We start from the raw sequence: 26,555 nt of genomic DNA, 5'->3' as shown, positions 1-26,555 counted from the left end.
TCTCAGGCAAATTTGGTTAAATCGCCGCGTTTTTTATCGAATAATTGTGATTAAAATTTAACAGTTAAACAAAATTTAATAATATTGGCACTTAAATGCAACCTTTAACACATTTTTGAGTCTAAAGGACATAAGATTATGATATGAAGAAAATTACTACAATACTTATTTTAGGTCTCATTCTTATCTGGAATGATGTAAAAGCACAAATCGTTGTGCAAAATACACAATCACCAAGTACACTGGTACAAAACATTTTAATGGGAAATGGAGTTGTTGCTTCGAACATTACCTATAATGGTTCTGCAGTGAATGCTCAGACTCCACAGGGGAATGTTACTTTTTTCAACAGCAACGGTTCTAGTTTCCCGATTTCAACCGGAGTATTGTTAACATCCGGTAATGGAAACGCAGCAGTTGGTCCGAATAACTCAGGGTCATTTTCTAATAATGTTCCGGCAACTCCGGATGTTTCTACAGATCCGGATTTGATTGCTATTTCAAATGACAATCCAACTAACGGAGTCGTTTTGGAATTTGACTTTGTTCCATCCGGAGATACCATTAGTTTCAGATATATCTTCGGGTCGGAAGAATATCCTGAATTTGTTAACGCGGGATTCAATGATGCATTTGGTTTTTTCCTTTCAGGACCTGGGATAGCCGGGCCGTATTCAAACGGTGCAATAAATATTGCTTTGGTACCCGGAACAGCAACTCCTGTAACTATTGATAATGTAAGTCCATCAACGAATTCTGCTTATTACGTTAACAATGTAAATGGCGTAGCATATGGAAATGCTATTCAATTTGACGGAACTACTGTAGTTTTAACGGCGAATGCAAGTGTACAATGCGGACAAACTTATCACATTAAACTTGCTATCTGTAATATTGCTGATAATGGTTGGGATTCAGGGGTTTTTCTCGAAGCTGATTCATTCTCTTCAGAGGCTGTGGATATCGCTGTTGCAACAGTAACCGGAGATACTACTGTAATTGAAAACTGTACAGGTGCACAATTCATCTTCTCCCGTCCTCAAACGCAATTGGGTGATACCTTATTGGTGAATTATGATATCGGCGGTACAGCTATTATGTCACCAAACGCCGGGGCAGATTATAATAATTTACCAAACCCGATTACTTTCCTTCCCGGAGAGGATACAATTGTAATTAACTTATTTCCTATCGGAGATGGAATTACTGAGACTCCTGAGACTGTAATTATTACAGCTACAACAATTACGGAATGTGGAGATACCATTATTACAACAGGAACGCTATATATTATTGACGGACCAACATTACCAATTAATGAGTCAAATCCTACGGTATTTTGTGCCAACGATTCTGTGCCTGTAACGGCTACAGCCAGTGGAGGTTTTGGTCCATACACATATCTTTGGTCTTATCTGGGACAAACCGGAAATTCGGCTTATGTACCGATTTTTCAAAACGGATCAATTGATTATTATGTCACTGCTACAGACCAATGTGGGAATACCGGAACGGATACCGTAACGGTAACCATGAATCAAACTTTAGCTATTGATACGATGATGATGTTCCCGGCCTCTGCCTGTACACCGGATGGAGCCGTAAGTGGAATGGGAGAAGGAATAACTGGCCAGCCGCAGTATCACTGGGAAGGACCAAATACCGGCGGACCATTTGAAATCGACGCTACTGTAATGCAAAATCTTCCTCCGGGATGGTATGTTTTCACACTTACGGATAATGTTTGTTCGGTTACGGATTCCATATTGTTGACTAGTGAGCCGGGTCCGATCGCTGATTTTACCTTAAGTTCGATTTCCGGATGTAATCCTTTGAATGTAACCTTTACAAACAACAGTCAGAATGCAACGAATTTTGAATGGTATTTTGGAAATGGTAATTCAGCAATGGTAAACGATTTAAGTTCCCAGAATCAAACCTTTACAGTTTCAGCTGATCAGGTGTTGATCGCAATTAACGGACCATGTAGAGATACCGCTTATGCATCCGTAGCAATTGTTGAATGTGGCTGTACTGACCCGCTTGCAACGAACTTTGATCCGACTGCAGTTCAAAATGACGGTTCTTGTATTTACCCGGAACCAACGGTTATCATTCCGAACATCTTTACACCAAATGGTGATGCAAACAACGAGGTGTTTAAATTGACAACCACCAATGCAACTGAGGTAACGATTACAATCAATAACCGCTGGGGTAATTTGGTATATGAAGGAACAGGATTAGATCCTTTCTGGGATGGAAAAATCAATGGCACTATTGCACCGGACGGAGTTTATTTCGTACAATACACCGTGAAAGGATTAATGGGCAGAGAACTTACAGGTCAAGGATTTTTACAATTGATCAGACAATAATAAGTAATACTCATAAAACAAGTAGGGCGCGATTAATCGCGCCCTACTTGTTTGTATATTTTCGGTTTTTTAATGATTTAAAGTCACCAGCGTTTTACCACTCATTTCTAAAGGAGCAGCAATACGCATGCGATCGAGAATAGTAGGGGCTACGTCAGCCAGAATTCCTGAGTTTAACCGCAAATCCTCCTGTTTTGTAACAAGAATAACCGGTACGGGATTCAATGAATGAGCTGTATTCGGTGAACCGTCAGCATTAAATGCTACATCAGCATTTCCGTGATCGGCAATGATTATTAATTCATAGTTTAAAATGGAACATAGATCAACAATCTCACCCAGGCATGAGTCAACAGTTTCAACAGCTTTTACGATAGCCTCGTAAACTCCTGTATGGCCAACCATATCCGGATTGGCAAAGTTTAAACAAAAGAAGTCGGGTTCATCTGTTCTTAATTTTTCCAGAATCCGCTCCTTTACCTCAGGAGCACTCATTTCAGGTTGTAAATCATAAGTCGCAACCTTGGGTGATTTCACCAAAATTCTGGATTCACCTTTGAATTCCTGCTCGCGCCCACCATTGAAAAAGAAGGTAACATGCGGATACTTCTCTGTTTCAGCAATTCGTACCTGAGTGCGGTCCATTTTGCTTAATATTTCACCTAATGTGTTATGCAGGTTGTCTTTCTCAAAGATTGCATGTACGTTTTTGAACTTGGCATCATACCTGGTCATGGTATAATACGACAGGTGCAGGGGTTTCATTCCGTATTCAGGATATGCCTGCTGGGTCAAGGCCTGACTGATTTCTCTCGGACGATCTGTTCTGAAGTTGAAACAAATTACGGTATCTCCATCCTGAATTCTTCCTTCTCCGGTATTGATAATGAGCGGTTGGATAAATTCGTCGGTAATGTCATCCTCATAACTTGCTTCAATTGATTTGGCTGCATGAAAGAATGGTTTACCGATTCCTCTTACCATTGCATCATAAGCCACCTGGATGCGCTCCCAGCGATTATCTCTGTCCATCGCATAATAACGCCCCACAATGGTTGCAATTTTACCGGTAGACAGCTTCATATAATCTTCCAGCTTTTCAATAAACCCTAAACCACTTTTCGGATCGCAATCTCTACCGTCTGTAAATGCATGTACCCAAACATTCTTTAGGTCATAACTGTTAGCCATATCCAGTAAGGCATGCAAATGATCCTGTGAACTATGAACTCCACCATTTGAAACGAGGCCTATAAAATGAACTTTTGTTCCGTTTTTTTTCGCTTGATGAAAGCACTCCACCAGAACAGGGTTCTGAAAAAAGACACCTTCGCGAATGGATTTGTTAATACGGGTTAGTTCCTGGTAAACTACACGGCCAGCCCCGATATTCAGATGTCCTACTTCCGAGTTCCCCATCTGGCCGTCCGGAAGACCTACTGCTTCACCACTGGCTGTCAGGGTATTGTGCGGATATTTTTCAAGTAATGAATCCATTACCGGGGTTCTTGAATTAAAAATGGCGTCGGCATTTGAACGGTCTCCAATTCCCCAACCATCCAGAATTATTAAACCAACTTTCTGATTACTCATCATAAGGCATTTGTATTTGGAAACATGCTCCGGGGCCTTCAACTTTTATGAGTTTTAGGTTTCCCCCGAGGGTTCTTGCGCATTCTTTGGCTATGAATAACCCAAGTCCGGTTCCTTTTGTGCTGCGTGTTTCTTCGTTTTCTAAACGATTGAATTTTTTGAATAAGAGATCCTGCTGTTCTGCCGGTATTCCTTTTCCGTAATCTCTTACACCTATAGAAATGTATTGATCATCTTTGGAAACCGTTAAATCAATACCTTGTTCGGTATACCCGTATTTGTAGGCGTTTTCGATAAGATTATTCAGAATATTGGTGAAAATAAGCGGATCTGTTTCGAATTGAATGTCTTTGAAGTCATTCATACGAATGGAAATGTTGAATCTTTTCTCCTGAATTGCAATTAATTTCTGCAGGAAATCTTTCAAAGAAATAGAGGTCATCAGGCGCGGCATGGCTTGTTGTTCAAGCCTAGAAGCAGTAAGTATTTGCTCGACCAAGGTTTCCAGCCTGCTTGATTCGTCCAATGCTTTTTGGATCAGTTCAATTTGTTTTTCTTCACTTAACTTATGCTTTTGAATGGTCTGAAGATAGAGCTTAGTTGCTGCAAGCGGAGTTTTTAGCTCATGCGTTACAGATAACATGAAATTATTCTGCTGGCGGGCTATCTGAATTTCTTTCTTGATGGAGCGCTTTATTTTCCAAAGACCGAAAAGCAAGAGAACCAGGAAGACTGATCCTTCACCGATGATCATTATGATTCGTTTGTTAACAGTTTGGTCTGTATGATGCGATGCGCGGGTTAAATCAATAAGATGATAACCCCACCAAAGGAATTGAATCAGTACATAAGCACCCAACAAGTATACGAAAACAGTTGTTGGTTTTTTAAGCATTTTTCTTAGTAAGCTCGTTCGTTTTTGCCTTCAATATAATTAATAAAAGCTTTGTTCACGACTTTATTCCCTCCGGGAGTAGGGTAATTCCCTGTAAAATACCAATCACCTGTGTTTCCGGGACATGCTCTGTGTAGATCCTCTACTGTTTGATAAACAATATGAACTTCTGCTTTGATGTTTTCCGGAGTAAGCATTTTGGCAATCTGAGCAGAAATTTCTTCGGCTGTAAAAGGAGCGTAAATGTCTTTTACGTAGTTTATAATTTGCTCTTTCGGTAATTTCTCCTGCTCTTTTGATTTGCGGTAACAACTGTCTATGATATGTTGTCTGCCGCTTTCTTTAAGTAAGGTAATGGCAGCGTCAAAAGCTATGAAATCTCCCATTTTAGCCATGTCAATTCCATAGCAATCGGGATAACGGATTTGAGGAGCCGATGAAACAACGAGTATGCGTTTCGGATCCAAACGATCCAAAATGCGTAAAATGGAATGTTTTAAAGTTGTTCCACGAACAATACTGTCATCAATAACAACTAAATTGTCTTTTCCGCGAACGACCGAGCCATAGGTAATATCGTAAACCTGGGCAACCATATCATCCCGCGCATCATCTTGTGTGATAAATGTGCGTGCCTTTGCATCTTTGATAGCAATCTTTTCTATACGTGCTCTGCGGTTCAGGATTTCTTTCAATTGTTCCGGAGTCGGTTTCCCGTCTATAGCCAATAATTGTTCGTATTTCTGTTCGTTCAGATAATCTTCCAAACCTTTGATCATTCCGTAAAAACTGCCCTCTGCAGTGTTTGGGATAAAGGAGAAAACAGAATTATCTAAATCGTAATCGATTGTTTTTAATACATTCGGAACAACATAACGCCCCAGATTCTTACGCTCCTGGTAGATGTCAAAATCATTTCCACGGGAGAAATAAATGCGTTCGAAGGAACATTTTGCCGGAGCTTTCGGTGCATTGATCTCAACTTCGGAAACGGTACCGTTTTTCTTAATAATCAAAGCATGTCCGGGAGTTAATTCCCTGATCTCATCATACTTTAAGTTGAATGCTGTTTGAATAACCGGTCTTTCTGACGCAACCACACAAACTTCTTCATCTTCAAAGTAAAATGCCGGTCTGATACCATTCGGATCTCGCAATACGAAAGCATCTCCGTGACCAAACAATCCAGCCATTGCGTATCCGCCATCCCAAACTTCCGAAGATTGTTTCAGAATCTGCTGAATATCAATGTTTTCCGCAACTTTTTGATAAACATCATGACTATTGTAACCCAGAGACTGGTATTTTTGAACCAGCTCATCGTTTGCAACATCTAAGAAGTGCCCGATTTTCTCAAGAACGGTTACTGTATCTGATTTTTCTTTTGGATGCTGCCCGATTTCCAATAACACCTCGAAAAGCTCATCAACATTTGTAAGGTTAAAATTCCCTGCAACAACCAGGTTTCTGGTGATCCAGTTGTTTTGTCTTAAAAACGGATGACAACTCTCAATTGAATTCCTACCGAAGGTTCCGTATCTTAAATGTCCTAAAAATAATTCTCCGGTAAATCCGGCATTTTTCTTCAGGTAATTCACGTCTTTTAGTAACTCGGGATTTTCTTCCCCGATTTCGTAAAAACGCTTATTGATATGATCAAAAATATCCTGGATTGGTTTGGGATCGATACTCCTGTAGCGCGAAATATAACGCTCTCCGGGTTCCATGTCTAATTTAATGTTTGCAACACCGGCGCCATCTTGTCCCCGGTTATGCTGCTTTTCCATTAAAAGATGAAGCTTGTTTAAACCATAAAAAGCCGTTCCGTACTTATCAACATAATACTGTAGTGGCTTTTTTAATCGAATGAGTGCGATTCCGCATTCATGTTTAATTGCATCGCTCATGGGCATCAAAAATCTTGGTGCAAAGTTACGGATTCTAAATCGATTCAGGTGAGAAATGTTTTATCAAAAAACAACTTTTTATTGAATTCATAGTCTAGTAAATACAGGTAAATAAATAACATTCTTTGTGCTTTTTTATTTTGATTAGTATTTGTAAATTCGTTTAATGTTCTATCGCATTTTTTTTGGTGTAATGTGCTTATATTCAGTTGCTTTTGGGCAGACTGAAAATGTATTGTTGCACCCAAACGAAGGACAGTGGGATTCTCGGGTTCATTTCAAAGTGGATATGCATCAGGGATCCGTGCTAATCAACGAAACCGGATTCACCTATTTTTTGAGCGATGCAATGTCTCATCACCACGATGGGAAAGAAAAAGAATCTGTCGCCGCAGAAGAAGCAGCTATTCACTGCCAGATCGTTAAATCCGAATTTCTCAATGTTTCCTGGAAAGGAGCGAAATCAAAAGGAAAACCCAGCCAGGCTTATCGAAATTACTACCAGGGAAGTGACCGGAGCAAATGGAAATCAAAAGTTTATAGTACGGATAAGGTTATCTACGATGATGTTTATAACGGAATCGATCTGATCGTAGAAGGACAGGCTGATTTTCTGAAGTATTCCTTTATCCTTGCCCCGGGAGCAGATGTAAAACAGATCATCACTAAAATTTCAGGAAGTAAAGAGGTTTTTCTTCGTGAAGGAGATTTGGTAACCCGTACTGATTTCGGTGAGATCATTGAGAAAGAACCGGTTGCCTGGAATATAAAGAATGGACGAAAATCAAAAGTTCCGGTTTTATTCAAGCTGGAAAATGGGTTGGTTTCTTATGAATTTCCAAAAGGTTATTCGGAAACGGACACGCTGGTAATTGATCCCGATATCGTTTTCTCCACTTTTACAGGATCTACGATGGATAATTGGGGGATGACAGCCACACCGGATCAGGAAGGGAATTTGTATGCCGGAGGAATTGTGTTTGCCGGACCAGGCTTTTATCCCACTGTCACCGGATCTTACGATTTAAGCTTTAATGGCGGGAATTCATATTCACTTGGAGGAGGAACAATTCCCGGGTTTGATGTAGCAATCACCAAATTTAATACGACCGGTACGGCTTTGATTTATTCGACCTATTTGGGTGGTTCCGGAAATGAATCGGTACATAGTTTAGTTACTGATCCGCAAGGACATTTATACGCACTCGGAGTTACAAGTTCGCCAAATTTCCCAACAATAACCGGGTGTGTAGATCAAAGTTTTAATGGCGGACCAACCATTATAACCAACGAGTTGGGTTTCATTGGAGCTGATATGTATGTTTGCCATTTTGATGAAAACGGTGAAAATTTGATTGGTTCGACTTATTTGGGAGGTGCGGGTACAGACGGAATTAATGCCGGGAGCCTGTATTTCAATTATGGAGATCCTTTTAGGGGAGAAATTGTTGTAAAGAATGGAGAAGTTTATGTTGCAAGTTCCTCTGCTTCTTTCGATTTCCCGGTGGCAAATGCCTTTCAAGGGGTGCTAAATGGTGCCCAGGATGCGGTTGTAGTCAAAATGAATAACGGTTTGACTTCTTTAATCTGGTCAACTTTTGTTGGTGGTTCGGGCCATGATTCCGGGAATGGGATTCAAATTTCCAGTACAGGGGAAGTTTTTGTGGCCGGGGGAACAACTTCATCCAATATGCCTTTTTCTACAGGTATGGATTTAACCTACAACGGTGGTATTGCTGATGCATATGTTATGCGTTTATCAGGTGCCGGTGCGGTTCTGTCAGGTACTTATTCCGGAACGAACGAATACGACCAGGCATTCTTTGTCCAACTGGATTTAGATGATAATGTATACATCTATGCACAATCGGCAGGCTCGATCGCTATTTCACCGGGAAAATACGGAGTTGCAAATTCGGGTCAGTTTGTGGCTAAATTTTTGCCGGATCTTTCCAATGTGCTTTGGACTACACCAATCGGTTCCGGTTCCGGGCATATTGAAATTTCACCTACAGCTTTCCTGGTTTCCAATTGCTATGAAATTTATCTTGCGGGTTGGGGAGGACAAGTAAATGTAGCTAATTCTCCGGGTGCAGTGAATAGTACAACATCCGGATTGCCGGTTACCTCAGATGCATATCAGTCCACAACTAATGGAAGTAACTTTTGGCTTGCAGTTTTGGAAGAGGATGCAACAGCCTTGAATTATGCAACTTTTATCGGGGGAACAACCAATTCTTCAAGTAATCACGTAGACGGCGGAACCAGCAGGTTTGATAAGAACGGAAATATTTACCATGCTGTTTGTGCAGCTTGTGGAAGTGTGAATAATGGTTTTACCACCACTCCGGGGGTATGGGGTCCAAGCAATCCAAGCCCGAATTGTAACCTCGCAGCATTTAAATTTGAATTGAGTACTATTGAAGCAGTTGTTGCGGCACCGGACCCTCTTGTTTGTTTGCCGGATCCGGTAGTATTTAATAACAACAGTGCGAACGGAAATGAATTTGAATGGCATTTCGGAGACGGAGGTACATCCAACCTGGTAAACCCGTCACACGTTTATAGCGGACCAGGACAATACACTGTTACCTTAATAGTGAGAGATACAACTCAATGCTTCACTCCCGACACCGTACAATTTATAGTGAATATCGGAGATTTCAACGGCGGAATCGTAAATCCACTTGCTGAAACTTGCGCCAATGTTCCATTCCAAATGGAGGCATTCGGAGGTTCGGTTTATCATTGGGAACCTGCAGCACTATTCAACAATCCTAATATTTCGAATCCGCTTGTGACATCATCTCAAAATGTACAGATCTATTGTGTTATATCTGATAGTTGTGGTATTGATACGGTTTACGCCCAGGTGAATATTTTAAACGGAGCGCTCAGTATTTCAAATGATACCGCGATTTGTGCAGGCAATTCGGTCAATCTGTTTGCGAATGGAGTTACCCAAATAACATGGAGTCCTGCCACTTATTTGGATAATCCATCCAGCCTGAATCCGGTTTCAACCCCTTTGCAATCGATTACTTATTCGGTGGTTGGAACAACTTCTGATGGCTGCGAATTGACAGGGAATGTTCATATTCATGTAGATGCGGATATGCCTGATCCTGTTATGCCGGATAGCTTGGTATACTGTCAGGGAGCATCTGGAGTCGTCAATGTTTCCGGAGCAACTTCTTATAACTGGTCACCACAAACAGACATCAATCCTGTTACCGGCCCGCAAGTTACGATCAGCACTCAAACTAGCCAATACTATTACTGCGATTTTTCGAATGCCTGTGGAACAGTCAGAGACAGCATCTTTGTGGAAATTAATGTTCCAATTATTTTGGCAGGAAATGATACGACGATCTGTCCCGGAGAAATTGCATCCATTTTTGCATCCGGTGGCGTTTCATATACCTGGTCACCTGGTCCGTATGGCTTATTACAGCCAAATGGTGCAGTGGTTCTGGTAAAGCCCGGAATATCAACGACCTATGTAGTGGTTGGGGTTGACCAGTATGGCTGTTCGGACACTGCATCGGTAAGAGTTGAATTATTTCCTTCACCGTTTGTACAGACAAACCCCGATGTTTATGCCATTTTCGGAGAAGAAGTTCAGTTAAATGCAATTTCGAATACTGCTATCAGTTATGTATGGAGTCCGGCAGAATATTTGTCTTGCAATGTTTGTCAAAATCCGGTTACGGAGCCCAACAAACCCATGACATTTACGGTCACGGTTTACGATATCAACGGTTGTTCTGCGACGGACATTGTGCGCATTTATTACGATGCCCTGATATATGTTCCAAATACCTTCACACCAAACCATAACGGGACGAATGAAATGTTCTTTGCTCTGGGAGTAAACATCCGTGATTTCCGTTTAGAGATCTTCAACAGATGGGGCGAACTTATTTACAGCGGAGATGCACTTTCTCAAATGTGGGACGGAACCTATGCCGGGAAACCTTCTCCTGACGGTGTTTATACCTGGAAGATCGAATATGGTGAAATGATTTCAGATGAAAGACATCAAATCGTAGGTCATGTTAATTTGCTGCGATAGACTTTCGTTTATGAACCGTCAATCTGCTGTTTCGATCCAAAAAAAGTAATCTATAGTTTTTGTTTGGGGTCCATTCATTCTGAATCAATAAATATTCAGCTTCGTGCTTAATTTCATCTCTGAATACTTCCTGAACCGGAACCTGATATTCCAATCGGTAATAATTGATAAGAGGCTCGTAGAACCACGAGCATTCCGCAATATGTATTGAATTGTCCTTAATATCGTCCTTGATCAATAGCATGGCTGTTTTAATTGCGCTATCTTCTGACCAGGTCATGGTATTGTTGAAATTGTAAACCGGCAGACTTACAAGTATAAAAACCCAGGAGCAAAGAAGCACAGTGATACTTGCCAGTTTTATTTTCAATCCATCAATATTTAAAAGGAATGCCAAAAGAATGACCGGATACAGATATAAGGAAGAACGGTTAATAGGGTAAAGTGCTTCGAATAAATAATGTTCGGATACCAACGCAATAAAAATACTGACCAGAACAATGAAAGTAATTGTACCAGGATTGAATAATTGCTTTTTTCGGACCGTAAGAAACCCTGCAAAAAGAAGCAGAGCGTAAAGCCCATAACGAAGTATGCTGACTCCCCCGAAACCCTCTCTGAAATAGAAACTGGAATAAATGAGGTTGTCTATGCTTGAATTTAAATCTCCTGTTCCGAAATACAATTCATTCCGGTCTCTTAGGAAGAATAATCGGTCCAACGAAAAATAAAGGGAAACTCCACTTAGAATAATTATGACAATCAACAGAATGATCCGGTTCTTTGGTTTGAAAACGATTGCACTCAGGAGAATTAAAGCCTGAAGGATTAAAAAATAGTTAAGAGTGTTCAGGTTTGCACTTAAAGCCAGGATTGAAAAAACGGTGGATAAGTAATAATGAATAGGCCTGGATTCACTCTTTAACGCAGTAATTTGAAAAAGGTAAAATAAAGAAGCTGTTACAAAAGCAAGAGAAAGTCCATATCCACGGCATAGTGAGAAGAAATCAAGAATGAAGGGATTTCCACAAAGAAGCAGGAGCAGGGCAACTTGTGTGTATGAAGATTTTAGAAAATTCCCGGAAATGCGAAACAGGAAAAACCAAAAAACAGCAAAAGACAAAATGTTTGGCAGCCGAAGAGCGAATTCCTTTGCTCCGAAGATTACAGAGCTTAGAGAACTCAGCTGTGTGTTCAACCAATGATGGTTGGCCGTTCCCTTTAGAATTTCATCACCCTGGATGATTTTGTATGTCAACGCTTCATCGTGTGTAATTCCTAAGATAAATCCACGAATGACGACGTAACTGAATGCAAGAATGAACCCTAAATAGTAGATTATTTGAGAATTCCGGTTCATCTTAGATGAATTCACATTTCAGAACACCATCCCGGTCAATTTCCGTAAGTTGTACATTCTGCATCTGATTTACGAGTTCCGGGTTAAAGGCTGTTTTCACCTTCACATAATTTTCGGTAAAGCCGTACATGATTCCTTCATCTTCTTCGGCTTCAAATAAAACGGTCCGTTTTGAACCAACTTGTGATTCATAAAACGCTCGTTTTTTCTTATCGGAAAGAATGTGTAATTGTTTACTGCGTTGTGCTCTGATCTGATTCGGAACCGGTTCTCCTAATTTTACGGCTGTTGTATTTGCGCGCTCTGAATAGGTGAAAACGTGTAAATAAGAAACATCCAGGTCTTTTAGGAAATCCACAGTTTCCAAAAATTCTTCATCCGTTTCTCCCGGGAATCCTACGATTACATCTACACCGATCGCACAATCGGGACGTAGTTTCTTGATGTGCTGAACTCGCTCCACATACAATTCCCGTAGATATTTTCTCCGCATTGCTTTCAACAAGCGGTTACTGCCGGATTGAAGCGGAATATGAAAATGTGGAACAAAGCGTTTCGAATCCTTTAAAGTAAAATGGATGATCTCATCGCTCAATAAGTTGGGTTCTATAGAAGAAATGCGGTAACGGTCTATACCATTAACCTGGTCAAGTGCTTTTACCAACTCGAAGAAATTTTCATCTTCCCCCTGGCCAAAATCACCGATATTTACACCGGTAAGAACAACTTCTTTGATTTTAGTATCCGCAATTTTCTGTGCCTCCAGTACTGTTTCTGAAATACTGGCATTTCTGCTTTTACCACGTGCCAAAGGAATGGTACAAAAAGTACAAAAGTAATCACAACCATCCTGCACTTTTAAAAAAGACCTGGTTCGGTCTCCCATGGAGTGGGAAGGAATAAAGCTGGTCGTTTGTTTGATGTTCTCAAATTTTACAACTGCTCCCTGTTCCTCTCCGGATATCAATTGGGACTCGATCTCATTCTGCTTCTCCAGGTGTTCAACAATGTTAAACTTTTCGTTTGCGCCAAGCACAAGTGATACTCCAGGAATTTGAGCAATTTCAGTAGGCTTCAATTGTGCATAACAACCAATGATTGCGATGTAAACCTCCGGATTTATTTTTTTTGCGCGTCTGACTAATTGCTTGCATTTCTTGTCTGCATTTTCAGTAACGGAACATGTATTGATAACAAGAATATCAGGTGTTTCTTCAAAATCGACTTTTGCAAAACCCGCATTTTCAAAAAGTCGGGATATAGTAGATGTTTCTGAGAAGTTCAGTTTGCATCCGAGGGTGTAAAAAGCGACTTTTTTATACTGTTGCATTTTTTTGCAGAATTGAGGGCACAAAGATAGACAATTTCGAGTCTGTAAAAAAACACCCTTATAAGTATTCGTTATATTTGTTAGTGTATGAAAAAGCAATTGAAGATTGATTACGAATGGTTTGATCATTGGAAGGAACTTCCCGGCTCTGAATATCTTTTAATTGAGAAGGCTTACGAAGCGGCGAAGAATGCTTACGCTCCGTACAGTAATTTCAAGGTTGGAGCGGCGGTTTTACTGGCTGATGGCACGATTGTGAAAGGAAATAATCAGGAAAATATTGCTTATCCGAGTGGTCTGTGTGCCGAACGTGTCGCTTTGTTTTATGCAGGGGCAAACTATCCGAATACAACGGTCAAGACAATTGTTGTTGTGGCCGAAGGAGATTTAATCATGGAAGATGAATGCGTTTCTCCATGTGGTTCCTGCAGACAGGTTATTGCAGAATCCGAATCGCGCCAGGAAGGTGATATCCGGATTATTTTGGTCGCACAGGATGGCAAGACCTGGGTTTTCAATAGTATTAAAGATATTTTAGTATTTCCATTTGGGGTAAAGCAGTTATGAACGAAAAACGTCTTGAAGAATGGTTTTCTTCCCGGAAGAGAGTACGGGAGAATCGTACAGCGACAAAGCTGTTTGATGCTATTCGTTTGGGAGACCGGACTGCCTTGAGTGGTGCGATAACCTTGCTTGAAAGTACGCGTGAAGAAGATCAGGAAACCGCAAAAGATTTGATCCGTCGCTGTCTTCCATTTTCAGGAAATTCCCTGCGAATTGGAATTACCGGTGTTCCGGGAGTGGGTAAAAGTTCATTTATTGAAAAATTTGGACAAACCATTTTGACGAATCGTAAAAAAGTGGCTGTTCTGGCAATTGATCCAAGCAGTGAAAGAACAGGGGGCAGTATTTTAGGTGATAAAACCCGTATGGAAACCTTGTCTCAAAACGAAGATGTATTTATCCGTCCTTCTGCTGCCGGAAGTACCTTGGGTGGAGTTGCCCGAAAAACCCGGGAAACAATTATTCTTTGTGAGGCTGCGGGTTATGATGTTTTGCTGATCGAAACTGTTGGCGTCGGACAATCGGAGATCATGGTTCACTCAATGGTCGATTTTTTCCTTTTACTTCTTCTTGCCGGTGCCGGAGATGAACTCCAGGGAATTAAGAGAGGGATCATGGAAATGGCTGATGGGTTGGCGGTTACAAAATCTGATGGAGACAACATAAACAAGGCGAAATTGGCAGCGCGGGAATTAAAGAACGCAATTCACCTTTTCCCACCAACTTCCAATGGATGGATCCCGGAAGTAAAAACATGCAGTTCGTTGGAAAACACCAATATTGATACCGTTTGGGAGATGATCGAACGTTTCGAGCGTCATACCAGGTTGAATGGTAGTTTTGACTCCAAGCGAAAACACCAGGATTTGAACTGGATGCACGAAGCCTTGAAAGATTTATTAATTCAAGGCTTATGGCTTCATGAAAAAATAAGTGCCAAAATCAAAGAAAAAGAAGTGGAAGTAGAAAATGGAACGATCTCTGCCTTTGAAGCTGCAGAAGAAATTTATGGTCTATATCGAAAAGGTGTAGAATAAGCTTGGATCGTCCGTAATTTCAGGAAACATGATTTAAAGCGATATATTTGCAGTATGGAGAAGATTGAATTTACAATCAACGGAGAATTTATTGAGTTACTAGGCCTTTTAAAGGCTACCGGAATTGCTCAGACGGGTGGTCATGCAAAAATGATCGTGGAAGACGAAGAAGTGTTCCGTAATGGAGAACTGGAAACAAGAAAGCGTGCAAAATTAGTCTCCGGTGATATTATTGAAGTGGGTGACGAGGTTCGGATTGTTTTGAAATAAATCCTGTTGATCTCTCACTTTTATCAGAGAATCCAAAACAAAAAATCCCGGACGAGACCGGGATTCATATCAGAATAATTCCTGCAATTCTTTTCGCAGATACTCAACGGTAATTTCTGTAGGTAGTTTACCTACTTCGGCTACGACTTCGAATATTTTTGCGGCTAAATCCGTTGAAAGAGCTGTTGCATCCATTTGGCTTCCTGCCAAATTAATGATCTTGATCGTTTCCTCTTTGGAGTTTCTTACCATATCCCAGGCTTGCGGGGAAACGAACATTTGCTGTGAAACATTGTGATCGTATTCTTCGCGAATGGCCTGTAATAAATCTGTTTGAAGCTTTTTAGCAGGAAGTCCTGCATTATGAAGACGCATTACTAAACTTCCGGGATGGATGCGTTCCATTAAAAGGGCAGCTCGCTGATAAGCCTCCACTCTCATCGGAAGAAAATGTTTTTGACGTTCTTTTTTTAATTCAATCTGGCTAGCTCTGATCTCGCGGTCTCCGGTTTTCTTTAAAAATAAGTAAGCCATCAGTAAAACTCCTCCTCCGGAGATTATAGAAATTAGGATAGGAAAGATGATTCCAACAAAAAAATGCATATCAATTGTTTTTCTAAGTGAATTCGTTTTTGGGTAAAAGTAACAATTAACCCAGATTAAGGATTAAGTGAATTTTGGATCTGCTTCCATTTGATGTCCGCAAACGGAACAAGTTCTCATTTCTTCAGAATTATAGAATTCCTTAAAACGTGGAAGAAAATCCTTTTCAATATTGTCGAGCTTAAAACGGTAATGTTTTAATTCATGATTGCATTTTTCACAAAACCAAAACAATCCGTCCTGCATGTCTGTGTTCTTACGCACTCGCTCAATAACAAGTCCCACGGTGTTTTCTCCACGACGTGGATTGTGAGGGATTCTGGCCGGTAACAGGAACATTTCTCCTTCTCTGATAACAATATCCTTTGCTTTGCCCTCATGTTGGATACCAACTGTAATGTCCCCTTCGATTTGATAAAAAAGTTCTTCACTTTCATTAAAGTGATAATCTTTTCTCGCATTTGGACCTCCGACGATCATTACGATGAAATCACCAGCCTCTTTATAGAGATTTTTGTTTCCAACAGGTGGTTTCAACAACTCCCTGTTTTCCTCAATCCACTGATGTAAATTAAATGGCATTAACATATCCCGTGTGTTTTTATCAAAAGTACCAAATGAATGAGCTATTTGCAATATTAAGTGTTATAAAAAGAAAGCCCCTTGTAAATTTTACAAGGGGCTCCATATAATTAACGTTAACGTTATTGTATTACTACACGGAATACTTTTTCAGCATTCTCTGTAGAAAGTTTGAAGAAGTAAGTACCTCTTTCAACTTCTTTCAGGTTTACTGTATTTGTACCGGAAACAATATTTTTTCCAGTTTGAATAGTACGTCCGTTGATGTCAGTAACCACTAAATCAAAGTTTCCTGTGAATGTTGATTCAACGAATACAACACCTGTAGAAGGGTTCGGATAAAGTGATACTTCTTCCAATGCATTTTCATCAATTGATAAGAAATTACAAGATAAAACAGTTACAACAACGTTTGCTGTATCATCCGGACAAACATTATTTCCTGAAATATAATCGTAGTTATATTGTCCAGCAAAGTTTGCAGTAGTAACCTGTGAGTTTGCCATCAATGCATTTGAAGGATCATACCAGTCACCATTCAAGTCAGCATTTCCATTCAATCCGGCTAACAAGTCGATCGGCTCGTTTCTACAAGCTGTGATCGTACCGTCGATTCCCGCGTTTGAAGGAGCATAAACTTTTACCTGTGAAACGATTGAATCGTAAGCACATCCGTCAATAACTCGGTATTCCAAATCAAATGTCGTATAAGCTAAACCGTTTGATTCAAAATCTGAACCGGTAATGCTTGCATTCACTGATGGAATAGAAGAAGACCAAGTACCTCCTGTATTGTTACCTGTAATTGTTGTGAATAGATTCACGTTATCACCGTAACAAATCTCAGTTAATGGCAGTGCTGTTCCTCCTTCAAGAACGATCTCAGTTACTCTTAAGCTAAAGTTACCTGATGTACCATCGAACTTGTCGTACATGATGTAATAAGTAGTACCTGGCGTTAAACCACAAACTGTAAAGTTTGGAGCTAAGCTTGTTCCACCGATTTCATTGTCATTTGCTGCCAATAACGTAAATGTGTTAAAGTCAGCACAGTTGTTTGCTGTATATACACCAGCCTGACCGTTGTACGAAATCGCATTTGAGTTGATTCTTACAGAACCGGATGCAGGAGCTACGAATGTGTACCATAATGTACCATTCAATGTAGAGTTAGCCCAACCGTCAGTTGTTTGAGTACCTGTTGCAGGAGGAGCAATCGTTGTTTCATTTAAAGAAACACCTGCACCATTGTTATTGAATGTGTAAGTATTGTTTAACTGAATTGCTTCTTGTGAACAAACAACATCATTCGTTACAGGCATTACAATTGTAATCGGTCCTACCCAGTTAGATGTGTCGTTAGTACCGTCACACTCAGCTTGTACGTACACTTGATAAACCCCTGAACCCATTAATGTTACGTCAAAGATTGTGTCAGCAAAGTTGATGCCAGTTGCAGGAGAGATTTCTCCTGAACCAATTGTAAATCCTGTCATTCCGTATTGAACTTTGAATCCTGTAACAGGATAAATAGGACTTGATTCAACCCAGTTCCAAGTTAATTCAAGTGAATCCGGATCTGAAGTACCAGCAAGGGAAGTAATATCAGCACAGTAAGGCTTAGTACAGAAGTTTACTAAGAAACCGTCTGAAGTAAGGTTGTCTGCCTGACATTCTGAATAGATATAGGCATCATAACAAGTCAATTGCTCTAATGTACCACCGAAGTTTACATCAGAAGAAGTTACTTCCAATGTATCGATTGCTTGTCCTGGAATTGCAGGATCAAATCCTTCTTCACCGTAGATTACTGTCCATGAAGTTTCACCGTACATACCTGCATCCCAGTTTAACTGACCGTCATTGGTAGATGTAAGTGTTACCATGTTTTGAACGTTCGGGCAAAGAGCCGTATAGAATCTAACACATGAATTGTTTTGTAAGTATGTTTGGCTGTTGTAAGAAACAGTCAATGTAGACATTGGTCCTGATGCAGAAATAGTTGCAAAATTCCCCGCGTAATCGTATGCACTTTGAGAACCACCGAATACTTTATCATCATACAGGTAGAAAATCTCACCTGTTGTTTGGTTAATTGCGATTTCAAATGTGACATTTTGACCTGAAACTGTTACATATTTAGGTCTGTTGTACCATTCAACGATTAAATAATTGTCACCGCCGATAGTAGTTTCTTGCCAGTAAACATTCCCTTCTTCATCGTCAATGTCAACTTGCCATGCATTTAGAGTTACACCACCGAATTGAATCCATCCGTTGTTGCTAACTGTAATGTTGTTTGAAGTTACTCCCTGGAAATTAACAGGGTTTACAGTTGTAATTCCAATAGTTGCGTCATCTGTAAGGTTCAAAGCTGTTCCTGTTGTATGGATTGGAGTAAATCCAGGACCACACTGACTGTCCCAAGCTGAGAAAGGTACATCTGTAGAGAATGCGAAAGGTCCAGCCCAGTCAGAAGTTGCAATACAACCTGCCTGTACGTAGAATTCATAATCCGTATCTTCAGTAAGTCCGGTAATAGCAACCGTATCATTGTTTGCTACCAAGATTCCAGTTCCCGGAGTAAATCCTGCAGGACCAAATTCATAGTTCCATGTAGTTTCATTTCCTTGTGGAGTCCATGTCAACATTCCGTTAAAGAATGTAACATTATAAGCATTTAAAGCTGTTGGAGCAGAAGGCTCTGTAATTGTAATTGAAATCGGAGCACTGTTTAACATGTTCGCATCTTGCATTACAATGGAATGTATTCCAGGAGTAAGGTTAGTTGGAATCGGACCGAAAGCACCACCATCCACAGAGTATGTAAACGGAGCGGTACCACAAGTAACTGTACCTAATGTAAATGTACCGTTATCCAATCCGTTACAAGTAACATTCACAGGATTTAAAACAGCAAGTACATCAGTAACATTTAAAGTAACCAAAGTGCGTGGACTTTCACATCCTCCTTGGTTGTTAGCAACATAAAATTGGTAAGATCCGTTTGCAGCAACAGGTAATACCGGAGTTCCGATTGCTTCTACAGGAGATCCTGTTGCAAAAGAAGAACCACCGCTTGCTGCGCTGAACCATGATAAAGAGTATGGTTGTGCAATGTGCGTTACCGTAACTGTTAAGTTCATTGTAATGTTATCCGCGAAAACGTCTTCATCAACAGAAACAACAGAAACAGATGTTAAAGGTAAATACGGAGTCAAATCAAAATTTGACTGGTTACATTGGTTTGTTGCAACAGTAACACCGTTTACAACAATGTTGTAAGAATACCAGTTAGTACATTGGTTTCCGATTGTAGCGGATAATGTAGCACTCATAGGAGTTCCCGTTACACAGCTGAAGTTATTAACTGTTGCTGTTACGCCGCTGTTATCAGGACCTGATGCAAGTGCATTGGAAACACATGTTAATACGTTTGTACTCGGTGCCGGTGTAGCAGCCGAAACCGGCATTGCAGGAGCACTTGTACAATAGTTAAAATACGTAGGATTAACAACCGCACTTGGTGGGATTATTGTATGAACATTAACTGTAACACTTGATGTATTTGACCAGCATTGTGTAGCTGTTTCATATGCCGCAACAGTATAAGTTCCTGTAGCAGTAACATTGTAAGGAACAGTTGCAGGGTTTGCATTACTTGATCCGTTAACTACAGTACCTTGCCAGTAATATTCTGTTCCGGCAGGCGCAGCCGGCATTGAAATCGTTGTCCCAGGCGTACAAGCAGGATTTACTGCTGCAGTTGGCGCCATTGGCGTCGTTGCCGTAGGGAAATTGCTTACCACAACGGATGAAGCACTTGACCAACCATTATATGTGCTATTGAAAGCATTTGCGTAGTAAGTTCCATTTGCTGAAATCGTAAGAGGACCAACATATGGATTTGCGGTACTTGTACCGTTTGCACTTGTTTGCCAGTACCAGGTTGTGTTAGCAGGAGGTGTTCCTGTTAGGTCAACCGTTGAACCTGAAACACAAGTTGGTGTTCCTGCTGCTTGAACAGGAGCCGGAGGAGCTGGAAGCTCGCTTAAAGTAACATTGTCAAAATTCAGGTAATAATCTCCTGAAGTCCACGTACTGTTGAAACGAACAAAAACAGCACCTGCCGGAGCAGTAAATGCAACTTGTTTAGTAACACAGCTACCTGATACTACGTGGTTTGTTTGATTGATTGCAGAATTGGGCACTAAAGTCCATGGTCCAGCAGCAGATGAAGCATATTCAACAGTGAATTGTCCCCATGGATTTGTTGTCCCTGTAGTATTTGCACTCCAGTTTGCAACCTTGTAGTCATAAGACATCACAATCATACCGCCTGTAGAAGTTCCAACAGTTGGAGATTCTAAAATTGCAGCTGTGTTGCCTGAATAAAGATTGGTGCGGACCGCTCCAACCGCACATGCCGTAGCACCTGTGTATTGGCTGAAATCAGATCCAGGTGATGTCCAGCTTTGCATGCCGGCATCAAAATTGGCGGTGTAATTTATTTGTCCGAATGTCATGTTTGAGTAACTCAGCGTCACAAACAAACATAATAAAGACAAATACTTTTGTAGTTTTTTCTTCATAAGTTGTAATTTATTTACGTTCAAACAAATGTAAAGAATTAACAGTTCATTAATACCAATTTCTTTTATTTTTTATTCAGAGAACGATATGAGTTTCTTATATGCAGAGTTTAGTTGATGAACGGCATATTTTCACTGAATCATTTGAATTTATTGGGTTCTGAGAGCTTAGTCAGATTGGATTAATTTGATTGATCAATCAATCGTTAAGTTAATTTTATATCAACTATTGTTTCAATTATTGATTAATCAACAAAAAAGGCCCTTACTACACGTAAGAGCCTTTTTTTTAAACTAAAGTTGTAAAATGAATTATTGTATTACCACACGGAATACTTTTTCAGCATTCTCTGTAGAAAGTTTGAAGAAGTAAGTACCTCTTTCAACTTCTTTCAGGTTTACTGTATTTGTACCGGAAGCAATATTTTTCCCGGTTTGAATACTACGTCCGTTGATGTCAGTAACCACTAAATCAAAGTTTCCTGTAAATGTTGATTCAACGAATACAACACCTGTAGAAGGGTTCGGATAAAGTGATACTTCTTCCAATGCATTTTCATCAACTGATAACCAGTTACAAGATGTAACAGTTAAAACTACATTCGCAGTGTCATCAGGACAAACTCCATTTCCGGAGATATAGTCGTAGTTATATTGACCCGGGAAATTTGCAGTTGTGATTAATGAACTTGGCATCAAAATATTTGAAGGATCATACCAGTTACCATTCAAATCAGCTGTTCCGTTCAATCCGGCTAACAAATCAACAGGCTCGTTTCTACAAGTTGTAATCGTACCGTCTATACCTGCATTTGAAGGAGGGAAAATTTTCACTTGTGACATAATCGAGTCATATGCACATCCGTCTGTTACACGATATTGGATGCTGTATGTTTGGTAAGCAATCGCATCTGTAACTAACAATGAATCATTAATACTCGAGTTTACTGCAGAGATGGAAGAAGACCATACTCCTCCAGTATCATAACCCGAGATCGTATTGAATAGATTTACGACATCACCGGTACAAACGTTCGTTACCGGATTTGCTGTACCTCCGTCCAGAATGATATCTGATATACGGATTGCAAAATTACCATTCGTTGCAGCGAACTTATCGACCATTAAATAGTAAGTATTCCCTGGAGTTAATTCACAGACCGTAAAATTAGGTGCAAAACCTGGTCCGCCAATCGCATCATCATTTGCTGAAATCAAGGTAAATGTATTAAAGTCAGCACAGTTTGTTGCTGAATATACAGCAGCCTGTGAATTGAAATTAATAGCTGTCGCATCTATGCGTACTTGGCCTGTTGCCGGAGCAACAAATGAATACCATAATGTACCATTCAATGTAGAGTTTGCCCAACCGTCAGTTTCCTGAGTACCTGTTGCAGGTGGTGCAATATCCGTCTCATTCAGAGACACCGTTGCTCCTGTAGTATTGAATGTGTAATCTGTATCCAGCATCAATGCTTCCTGTTCACAAACGATGTCGTTTGTACCTGGCATTGCAATCGTAATTGGTCCGACATAATTAGAAGAGTCATTTGTACCAGCACAAACTGCTTGTACATATACCTGATAAACTCCGGAACCAATTAAAGTAGTATCAACAATGGTATCTGAAAAATTGATCCCGTTTGCACTTACTTCAGTTCCTGAACCCAATTGGAATCCATTCATTCCATACTGGATATTGAAAGATGTTACCGGGAATATAGGAGAGGTTTCTGTCCAAGCCCACGTCAACGCTAAAGAATCGGGGTCAGATGAACCAATTAAACCTGTGATATCGGCACAATTTGGTTTTGTAGTAAACTGTACGAAGAATCCTTCGGAAGTTAAGTTGTCTGCCTGACACTCCGAATAAATATATACATCGTAAGTAGTCATTTGCTCCAATGTTGCACCGAAGTTCGTGTCAGAAGATGTCAATTCCAATGTATCAATTGCTTGTCCCGGAATTGTAGGATCGAATCCTTCTTCACCATAGATTAATGTCCATGAAGTTTCACCGTAAAGACCTGCATCCCAGTTTAGCTGTGCGTCATCCGTGAATGGGATAACAATCATGTTTTGCACATTTGGACATAATGCATAGTAGAAATGAACACATGAATTATTCTGTAGATATGCCTGGTTGTTGTTAGAGACATTAATGTCTGTTGTTGGACCGGACAAACCGATGTCAGCATTTCCAGCGTAATCATCTGCAGTTTCAGTACCTCCGAATACAGCATCATCGTAGACATAATAGATCTCTCCTGTTGATTCGTACATTTGGATTTGGAACGTAACTGAACCGGCACCATTACTGAAGTTGTTTTGATTATCCCATTGGAAAATGGCGATTTGATTCGGAGATGTTCCCGTTACTTCATAATAAACATTCCCTGTTTCGTCATCCATATCATCTCCCCATGCGAAAAGATAATCACCTGTTATGGTCGTCATGTTTCCACCATAACCAACAGCTCCCGTTAGAGTGTTTAATTGAATTCCACCGTTGTTTCCAACTGTCAAAGTTGTAACTGAACCTCCTTGATAAGGGAAAGCAAATGGAAGTGTTATTCCCGTTTCCGTATCATCAGTTAAATTCAAATCAGTTCCTGTTCCTGAAATATCAAAAAACCCGATGGTCGGACATTCATTGTCCCAAGCTAAGAATTCAGGGTCTGTTGAAAACGAAGCCGGACCTGCCCATTCAGATGTAGCGATACATCCTGCTTGTACATAGAAATCATATTCCGTATTTTCTGTTAAACCTGAAATGGATATTGTATCATTGCTGGCAGAAATCATTGTTCCTGTTCCAGGAGTAAATCCTGCAGGACCATATTCTACATTCCAGGAAGTTTCAGTTCCCTGTGCTGTCCATGTTAACTGAGCATTGTAGTAATTAATGTTAAATGCAGTCAGGTTTTGAGGAGCAGTAGGCTCTATAATTACGATTGTATTCGGAGCACTCACAGCCAAAGTTGCGTCTTGAGCAACAACTGTGTATGTACCGGCAACAAGGTTTGTTGGTATAGCCCCGAAAGCACCACCGTTAACAGAGTATAAAAATGGAGCTGTTCCACAATCAATACTGTCTAAGGCGAATGAACCATCTGTAAATCCATTACAAGAAACATCAATCGGAGAAAGGTGTACAACTACAGGGTTTACGTTAACTGTTACTAATGCACGGTTTACGCTATAACAACCACCCAGTGTTGAAGCTGCATAAAAGTTGTATGAACCTGCAGTAGCTGTCGGTAAAACAGAAGAACCAACTGTTTCAAAAGGTGTTCCGGTTCCAACAACGTTTCCTCCTGAAGCCGCATTAAACCATGTTGCAGAAGAGGCAATAGGAATGGTATAATTGACAGTACCGTTGAAAGCCCTATTGGCATTTACACCTCCAAATAATGAACAAAGTCCTGCTCCTGCAGTGATGGTCATATCTGCGTTTGTGTAATTCGTTGCACCTGCTATAGTTGTGTACTGTGCTCCATAGTTTACATAAATAGCATAAAGTGAAGAGGCAGGGATTAACAAATCTGTGATATTTACGTTTACAGGAGTTCCGGTAACTGCAGTGATAGGATAAGTTCCCATAGAAGTCCATGCCCCTGCTGTTGTTTCACTTCCTACATAAGTACCTGTTTTATAAAATACCTCTACAGTTTGAGCGCCGTTAACGTTTGGAATAATATCCAGACTCGTGATATTAACAGCATTTGTATTCGTGGTAATATTGAACATTGCACCACCTCCGCAGCCGTTTCCACCCGCTGAAGTTGTTGCTAAAGAACCAACAGCATTCGATGTAGTTATTGCTGAGATCATACCAGTTGTTGCTCCTGTACAAATATTTAAATAAGGAGTATTAACAGTTGGGTCGTTTGGAATTTGACTATCGATTGTGACAGTTAAACTGGTTGTCGGAGACCAACATTGTGATGCTGTTTCGTAAGCAGCAACATGATAAGTTCCCGTCGTAGCAACAGTATATGGAGTACTAGCGTTATTAGCCATACTTGATCCATTTACTGTAGTACCTTGCCAGTAATATTCAGTACCTGCGGGTGCTGCCGGAACCGAAATAGTTGTTCCCGGGACACAAGCAGGGTTAGCTGCTGCAGTAGGAGCAGGAGGCATGGTTGCAACAGGAAAGTTTGATACAGTAATAGAAGATTCTGTTGACCATGCATTAAGCATCGTATTGAATGCGCGCACATAATACGTTCCATTGGCAAAAACTGTCCACGGAGTAGAAGCGGGTTCTGTTGTACTTGTTCCAGTGGCAGTTGTTTGCCAATACCAAATCTCATCGGTATTAGCTGGCGATCCTGTCATACTTAATTGAGACCCTCCAGAACACGTTGGTGCTCCTGCTGCTTGAACGGGTGTTGGTGGAGCTGTTGGAGCAGTGCCCCAGATAAAATAACTTCCAGATGTAGGTGCAGTAACAGCCGCACTTAGAGTAATACCTTGACTGTTTGCTGTTCCAGCTGTTGTTGCTAACCAGGAGGTCGTGGAGGTACGGTTATTATAGTCAGTTGCCGTAGTTCCCCCAAGTCCAACGTGTGTTGCAGTGGAAGAAGTTGCTCCGAATGTACAAGCTCCATACATGATTTGTACATAGTTGGAAGTTTCGAATAAACGGATTTGAAAATCAAGTATATCTCCTGTTCCTGTTGCTCCATTGCGTTTGTAACCTAACCATTGAACCACACAAATACGATTGGGAGCGGTGCCGATAGTTTCTACACGGATCTCGGAACCAGTCTGACCTTGTAAGTCGCGTGCCATACCAGCAATACGATTACGCAAAAGTGCTGGAGTGTTAGTAGCAGTCGATGATAACGCTGTATATGAACTAGTTGATGCGATATCCACAGAGGGAGTCAAGGAGGATTGACCCAATGAGATCCAACCATTTGTGTTAATCGCCAAACGGTCAAATACAATTCCATTATATGTAAAGTTAAACCCTATTGGAATACCAACACCAGTGGTTGCTGTTCCACCTGCAGGGACAGCCGGATCGACAAACCGCTGATCGGCAGAGGTTATTGTCCCGTAGACTGTTCCCCCTGTGATAGGCGTGAATGTTCCACTTGATTGATTAAATAAATAGCTCGAGACTTGAGCTTGCGCATTTTCTCCGAAAAGGACAAAGGTCCATAGCATAAGCCAGGAGAAAATGTGATAGTAATTTTTCTTCATAATTTCAGTTTTAGCAAAGATAAATATTCGTTAATCTATAATTTCAGGGGATTAGACTTGGCTAAATTTTAGGCATTGATTGACAAATCAATAACTATAATTTTGAAGGGATGATCTTTTATTTTTAACGATTAAACATTTCATTTTTCCGA

14 protein-coding genes are annotated in these 26,555 nt (G+C 40.5%); 5 read left to right on the top strand and 9 right to left on the bottom strand.

What is annotated here, in order from left to right; genetic code table 11:
• The first annotated feature begins 143 nt into the window (after positions 1 to 143).
• Complete coding sequence (locus K0S23_RS10550) at positions 144 to 2,378, top strand: choice-of-anchor L domain-containing protein (protein ID WP_300356959.1); 2,235 nt, start codon at positions 144 to 146, stop codon at positions 2,376 to 2,378.
• Between the two features lie 69 nt (positions 2,379 to 2,447).
• Here the strand turns inward: K0S23_RS10550 and gpmI are convergent, their stop codons facing one another.
• The 3 genes from gpmI to K0S23_RS10535 are packed head-to-tail and all read right to left on the bottom strand — an operon-like array spanning position 2,448 to position 6,773.
• A complete protein-coding gene (gpmI, locus tag K0S23_RS10545; RefSeq protein ID WP_300356957.1) occupies positions 2,448 to 3,974 on the bottom strand; it encodes a 2,3-bisphosphoglycerate-independent phosphoglycerate mutase in 1,527 nt (508 codons plus the stop codon).
• Positions 3,964 to 4,866, bottom strand: a complete 903-nt coding sequence (locus tag K0S23_RS10540) for a HAMP domain-containing sensor histidine kinase (protein ID WP_300356955.1) — start codon at positions 4,864 to 4,866, stop codon at positions 3,964 to 3,966. The genes gpmI and K0S23_RS10540 overlap by 11 nt, the downstream gene beginning before the upstream one ends.
• Positions 4,867 to 4,871: 5 nt before the next feature.
• Positions 4,872 to 6,773 (bottom strand): amidophosphoribosyltransferase, encoded by a 1,902-nt coding sequence (locus tag K0S23_RS10535; protein WP_300356953.1) that lies wholly within the window; start codon positions 6,771 to 6,773, stop codon positions 4,872 to 4,874.
• A gap of 166 nt (positions 6,774 to 6,939) precedes the next feature.
• Here K0S23_RS10535 and K0S23_RS10530 point away from each other — a divergent pair, with 166 nt between their 5' ends.
• Entirely contained in the window at positions 6,940 to 10,848 is a 3,909-nt protein-coding gene (locus tag K0S23_RS10530; RefSeq protein ID WP_300356951.1) for a gliding motility-associated C-terminal domain-containing protein, read from the top strand.
• Here the strand turns inward: K0S23_RS10530 and K0S23_RS10525 are convergent.
• Both K0S23_RS10525 and mtaB read right to left on the bottom strand, forming a co-directional pair.
• Positions 10,832 to 12,208 carry a hypothetical protein gene (locus tag K0S23_RS10525; protein ID WP_300356949.1) on the bottom strand — a complete coding sequence of 459 codons (1,377 nt, stop codon included), beginning with the start codon at positions 12,206 to 12,208 and terminating at the stop codon, positions 10,832 to 10,834. The two genes, K0S23_RS10530 and K0S23_RS10525, sit on opposite strands and share 17 nt — an antisense overlap.
• A 1-nt stretch (position 12,209) precedes the next feature.
• The gene (gene mtaB / locus K0S23_RS10520) at positions 12,210 to 13,538 is read right to left on the bottom strand and encodes a tRNA (N(6)-L-threonylcarbamoyladenosine(37)-C(2))-methylthiotransferase MtaB (protein WP_300356948.1); all 1,329 of its coding nucleotides are present in this window, start codon (positions 13,536 to 13,538) and stop codon (positions 12,210 to 12,212) included.
• Positions 13,539 to 13,625: 87 nt separating this feature from the next.
• Between mtaB and cdd the strand changes: the two genes are divergently transcribed.
• Genes cdd through K0S23_RS10505 form a run of 3 tightly spaced genes read left to right on the top strand, consistent with a single transcriptional unit; the run spans position 13,626 to position 15,409 of the window.
• Entirely contained in the window at positions 13,626 to 14,105 is a 480-nt protein-coding gene (cdd, locus tag K0S23_RS10515) for a cytidine deaminase (protein WP_300356946.1), read from the top strand.
• Entirely contained in the window at positions 14,102 to 15,139 is a 1,038-nt protein-coding gene (gene meaB / locus K0S23_RS10510; RefSeq protein ID WP_300356944.1) for a methylmalonyl Co-A mutase-associated GTPase MeaB, read from the top strand. Before cdd ends, meaB begins: the two co-directional genes overlap by 4 nt.
• A 54-nt stretch (positions 15,140 to 15,193) precedes the next feature.
• Positions 15,194 to 15,409, top strand: coding sequence for an RNA-binding S4 domain-containing protein (locus K0S23_RS10505; protein WP_300356942.1), 216 nt, complete (start codon positions 15,194 to 15,196; stop codon positions 15,407 to 15,409).
• Between the two features lie 69 nt (positions 15,410 to 15,478).
• On the opposite strand, the gene K0S23_RS10500 is transcribed toward K0S23_RS10505, so the two are convergent.
• The 4 genes from K0S23_RS10500 to K0S23_RS10485 all read right to left on the bottom strand — a co-directional run bounded on the left by K0S23_RS10500 (position 15,479) and on the right by K0S23_RS10485 (position 26,403).
• On the bottom strand, positions 15,479 to 16,012 hold the full coding sequence (locus tag K0S23_RS10500) for a hypothetical protein (protein ID WP_300356940.1): 534 nt from the start codon (positions 16,010 to 16,012) through the stop codon (positions 15,479 to 15,481).
• A gap of 63 nt (positions 16,013 to 16,075) precedes the next feature.
• Positions 16,076 to 16,600, bottom strand: a complete 525-nt coding sequence (locus K0S23_RS10495) for a 3-hydroxyanthranilate 3,4-dioxygenase (RefSeq protein ID WP_300357483.1) — start codon at positions 16,598 to 16,600, stop codon at positions 16,076 to 16,078.
• Between the two features lie 116 nt (positions 16,601 to 16,716).
• Positions 16,717 to 21,186 (bottom strand): T9SS type A sorting domain-containing protein, encoded by a 4,470-nt coding sequence (locus K0S23_RS10490; protein ID WP_300356938.1) that lies wholly within the window; start codon positions 21,184 to 21,186, stop codon positions 16,717 to 16,719.
• 312 nt (positions 21,187 to 21,498) lie between these two features.
• Positions 21,499 to 26,403 (bottom strand): T9SS type A sorting domain-containing protein, encoded by a 4,905-nt coding sequence (locus tag K0S23_RS10485; protein WP_300356936.1) that lies wholly within the window; start codon positions 26,401 to 26,403, stop codon positions 21,499 to 21,501.
• Positions 26,404 to 26,555 lie beyond the last annotated feature (152 nt).

The sequence above is a fragment of the Fluviicola sp. genome (assembly GCF_029266855.1).
In the GTDB taxonomy this organism is placed as follows: Bacteria; Bacteroidota; Bacteroidia; order Flavobacteriales_D; family Crocinitomicaceae; genus Fluviicola.
Note: the sequence above shows the minus strand (reverse complement) of the source record. Positions and strands in the feature narration are given on the sequence as shown.

Excerpts from the sequence above, each read along its gene's own strand:
- cdd (WP_300356946.1), top strand. The coding sequence starts at position 13,626 with ATGAAAAAGCAATTGAAGATTGATTACGAATGGTTTGATCATTGGAAG.
- K0S23_RS10495 (WP_300357483.1), bottom strand. The coding sequence starts at position 16,600 with ATGTTAATGCCATTTAATTTACATCAGTGGATTGAGGAAAACAGGGAG.
- K0S23_RS10490 (WP_300356938.1), bottom strand. The coding sequence starts at position 21,186 with ATGAAGAAAAAACTACAAAAGTATTTGTCTTTATTATGTTTGTTTGTG.
- K0S23_RS10485 (WP_300356936.1), bottom strand. The coding sequence starts at position 26,403 with ATGAAGAAAAATTACTATCACATTTTCTCCTGGCTTATGCTATGGACC.
- K0S23_RS10535 (WP_300356953.1), bottom strand. The coding sequence starts at position 6,773 with ATGAGCGATGCAATTAAACATGAATGCGGAATCGCACTCATTCGATTA.
- K0S23_RS10550 (WP_300356959.1), top strand. The coding sequence starts at position 144 with ATGAAGAAAATTACTACAATACTTATTTTAGGTCTCATTCTTATCTGG.
- meaB (WP_300356944.1), top strand. The coding sequence starts at position 14,102 with ATGAACGAAAAACGTCTTGAAGAATGGTTTTCTTCCCGGAAGAGAGTA.
- gpmI (WP_300356957.1), bottom strand. The coding sequence starts at position 3,974 with ATGATGAGTAATCAGAAAGTTGGTTTAATAATTCTGGATGGTTGGGGA.
- K0S23_RS10500 (WP_300356940.1), bottom strand. The coding sequence starts at position 16,012 with ATGCATTTTTTTGTTGGAATCATCTTTCCTATCCTAATTTCTATAATC.
- mtaB (WP_300356948.1), bottom strand. The coding sequence starts at position 13,538 with ATGCAACAGTATAAAAAAGTCGCTTTTTACACCCTCGGATGCAAACTG.
- K0S23_RS10525 (WP_300356949.1), bottom strand. The coding sequence starts at position 12,208 with ATGAACCGGAATTCTCAAATAATCTACTATTTAGGGTTCATTCTTGCA.
- K0S23_RS10505 (WP_300356942.1), top strand. The coding sequence starts at position 15,194 with ATGGAGAAGATTGAATTTACAATCAACGGAGAATTTATTGAGTTACTA.
- K0S23_RS10530 (WP_300356951.1), top strand. The coding sequence starts at position 6,940 with ATGTTCTATCGCATTTTTTTTGGTGTAATGTGCTTATATTCAGTTGCT.
- K0S23_RS10540 (WP_300356955.1), bottom strand. The coding sequence starts at position 4,866 with ATGCTTAAAAAACCAACAACTGTTTTCGTATACTTGTTGGGTGCTTAT.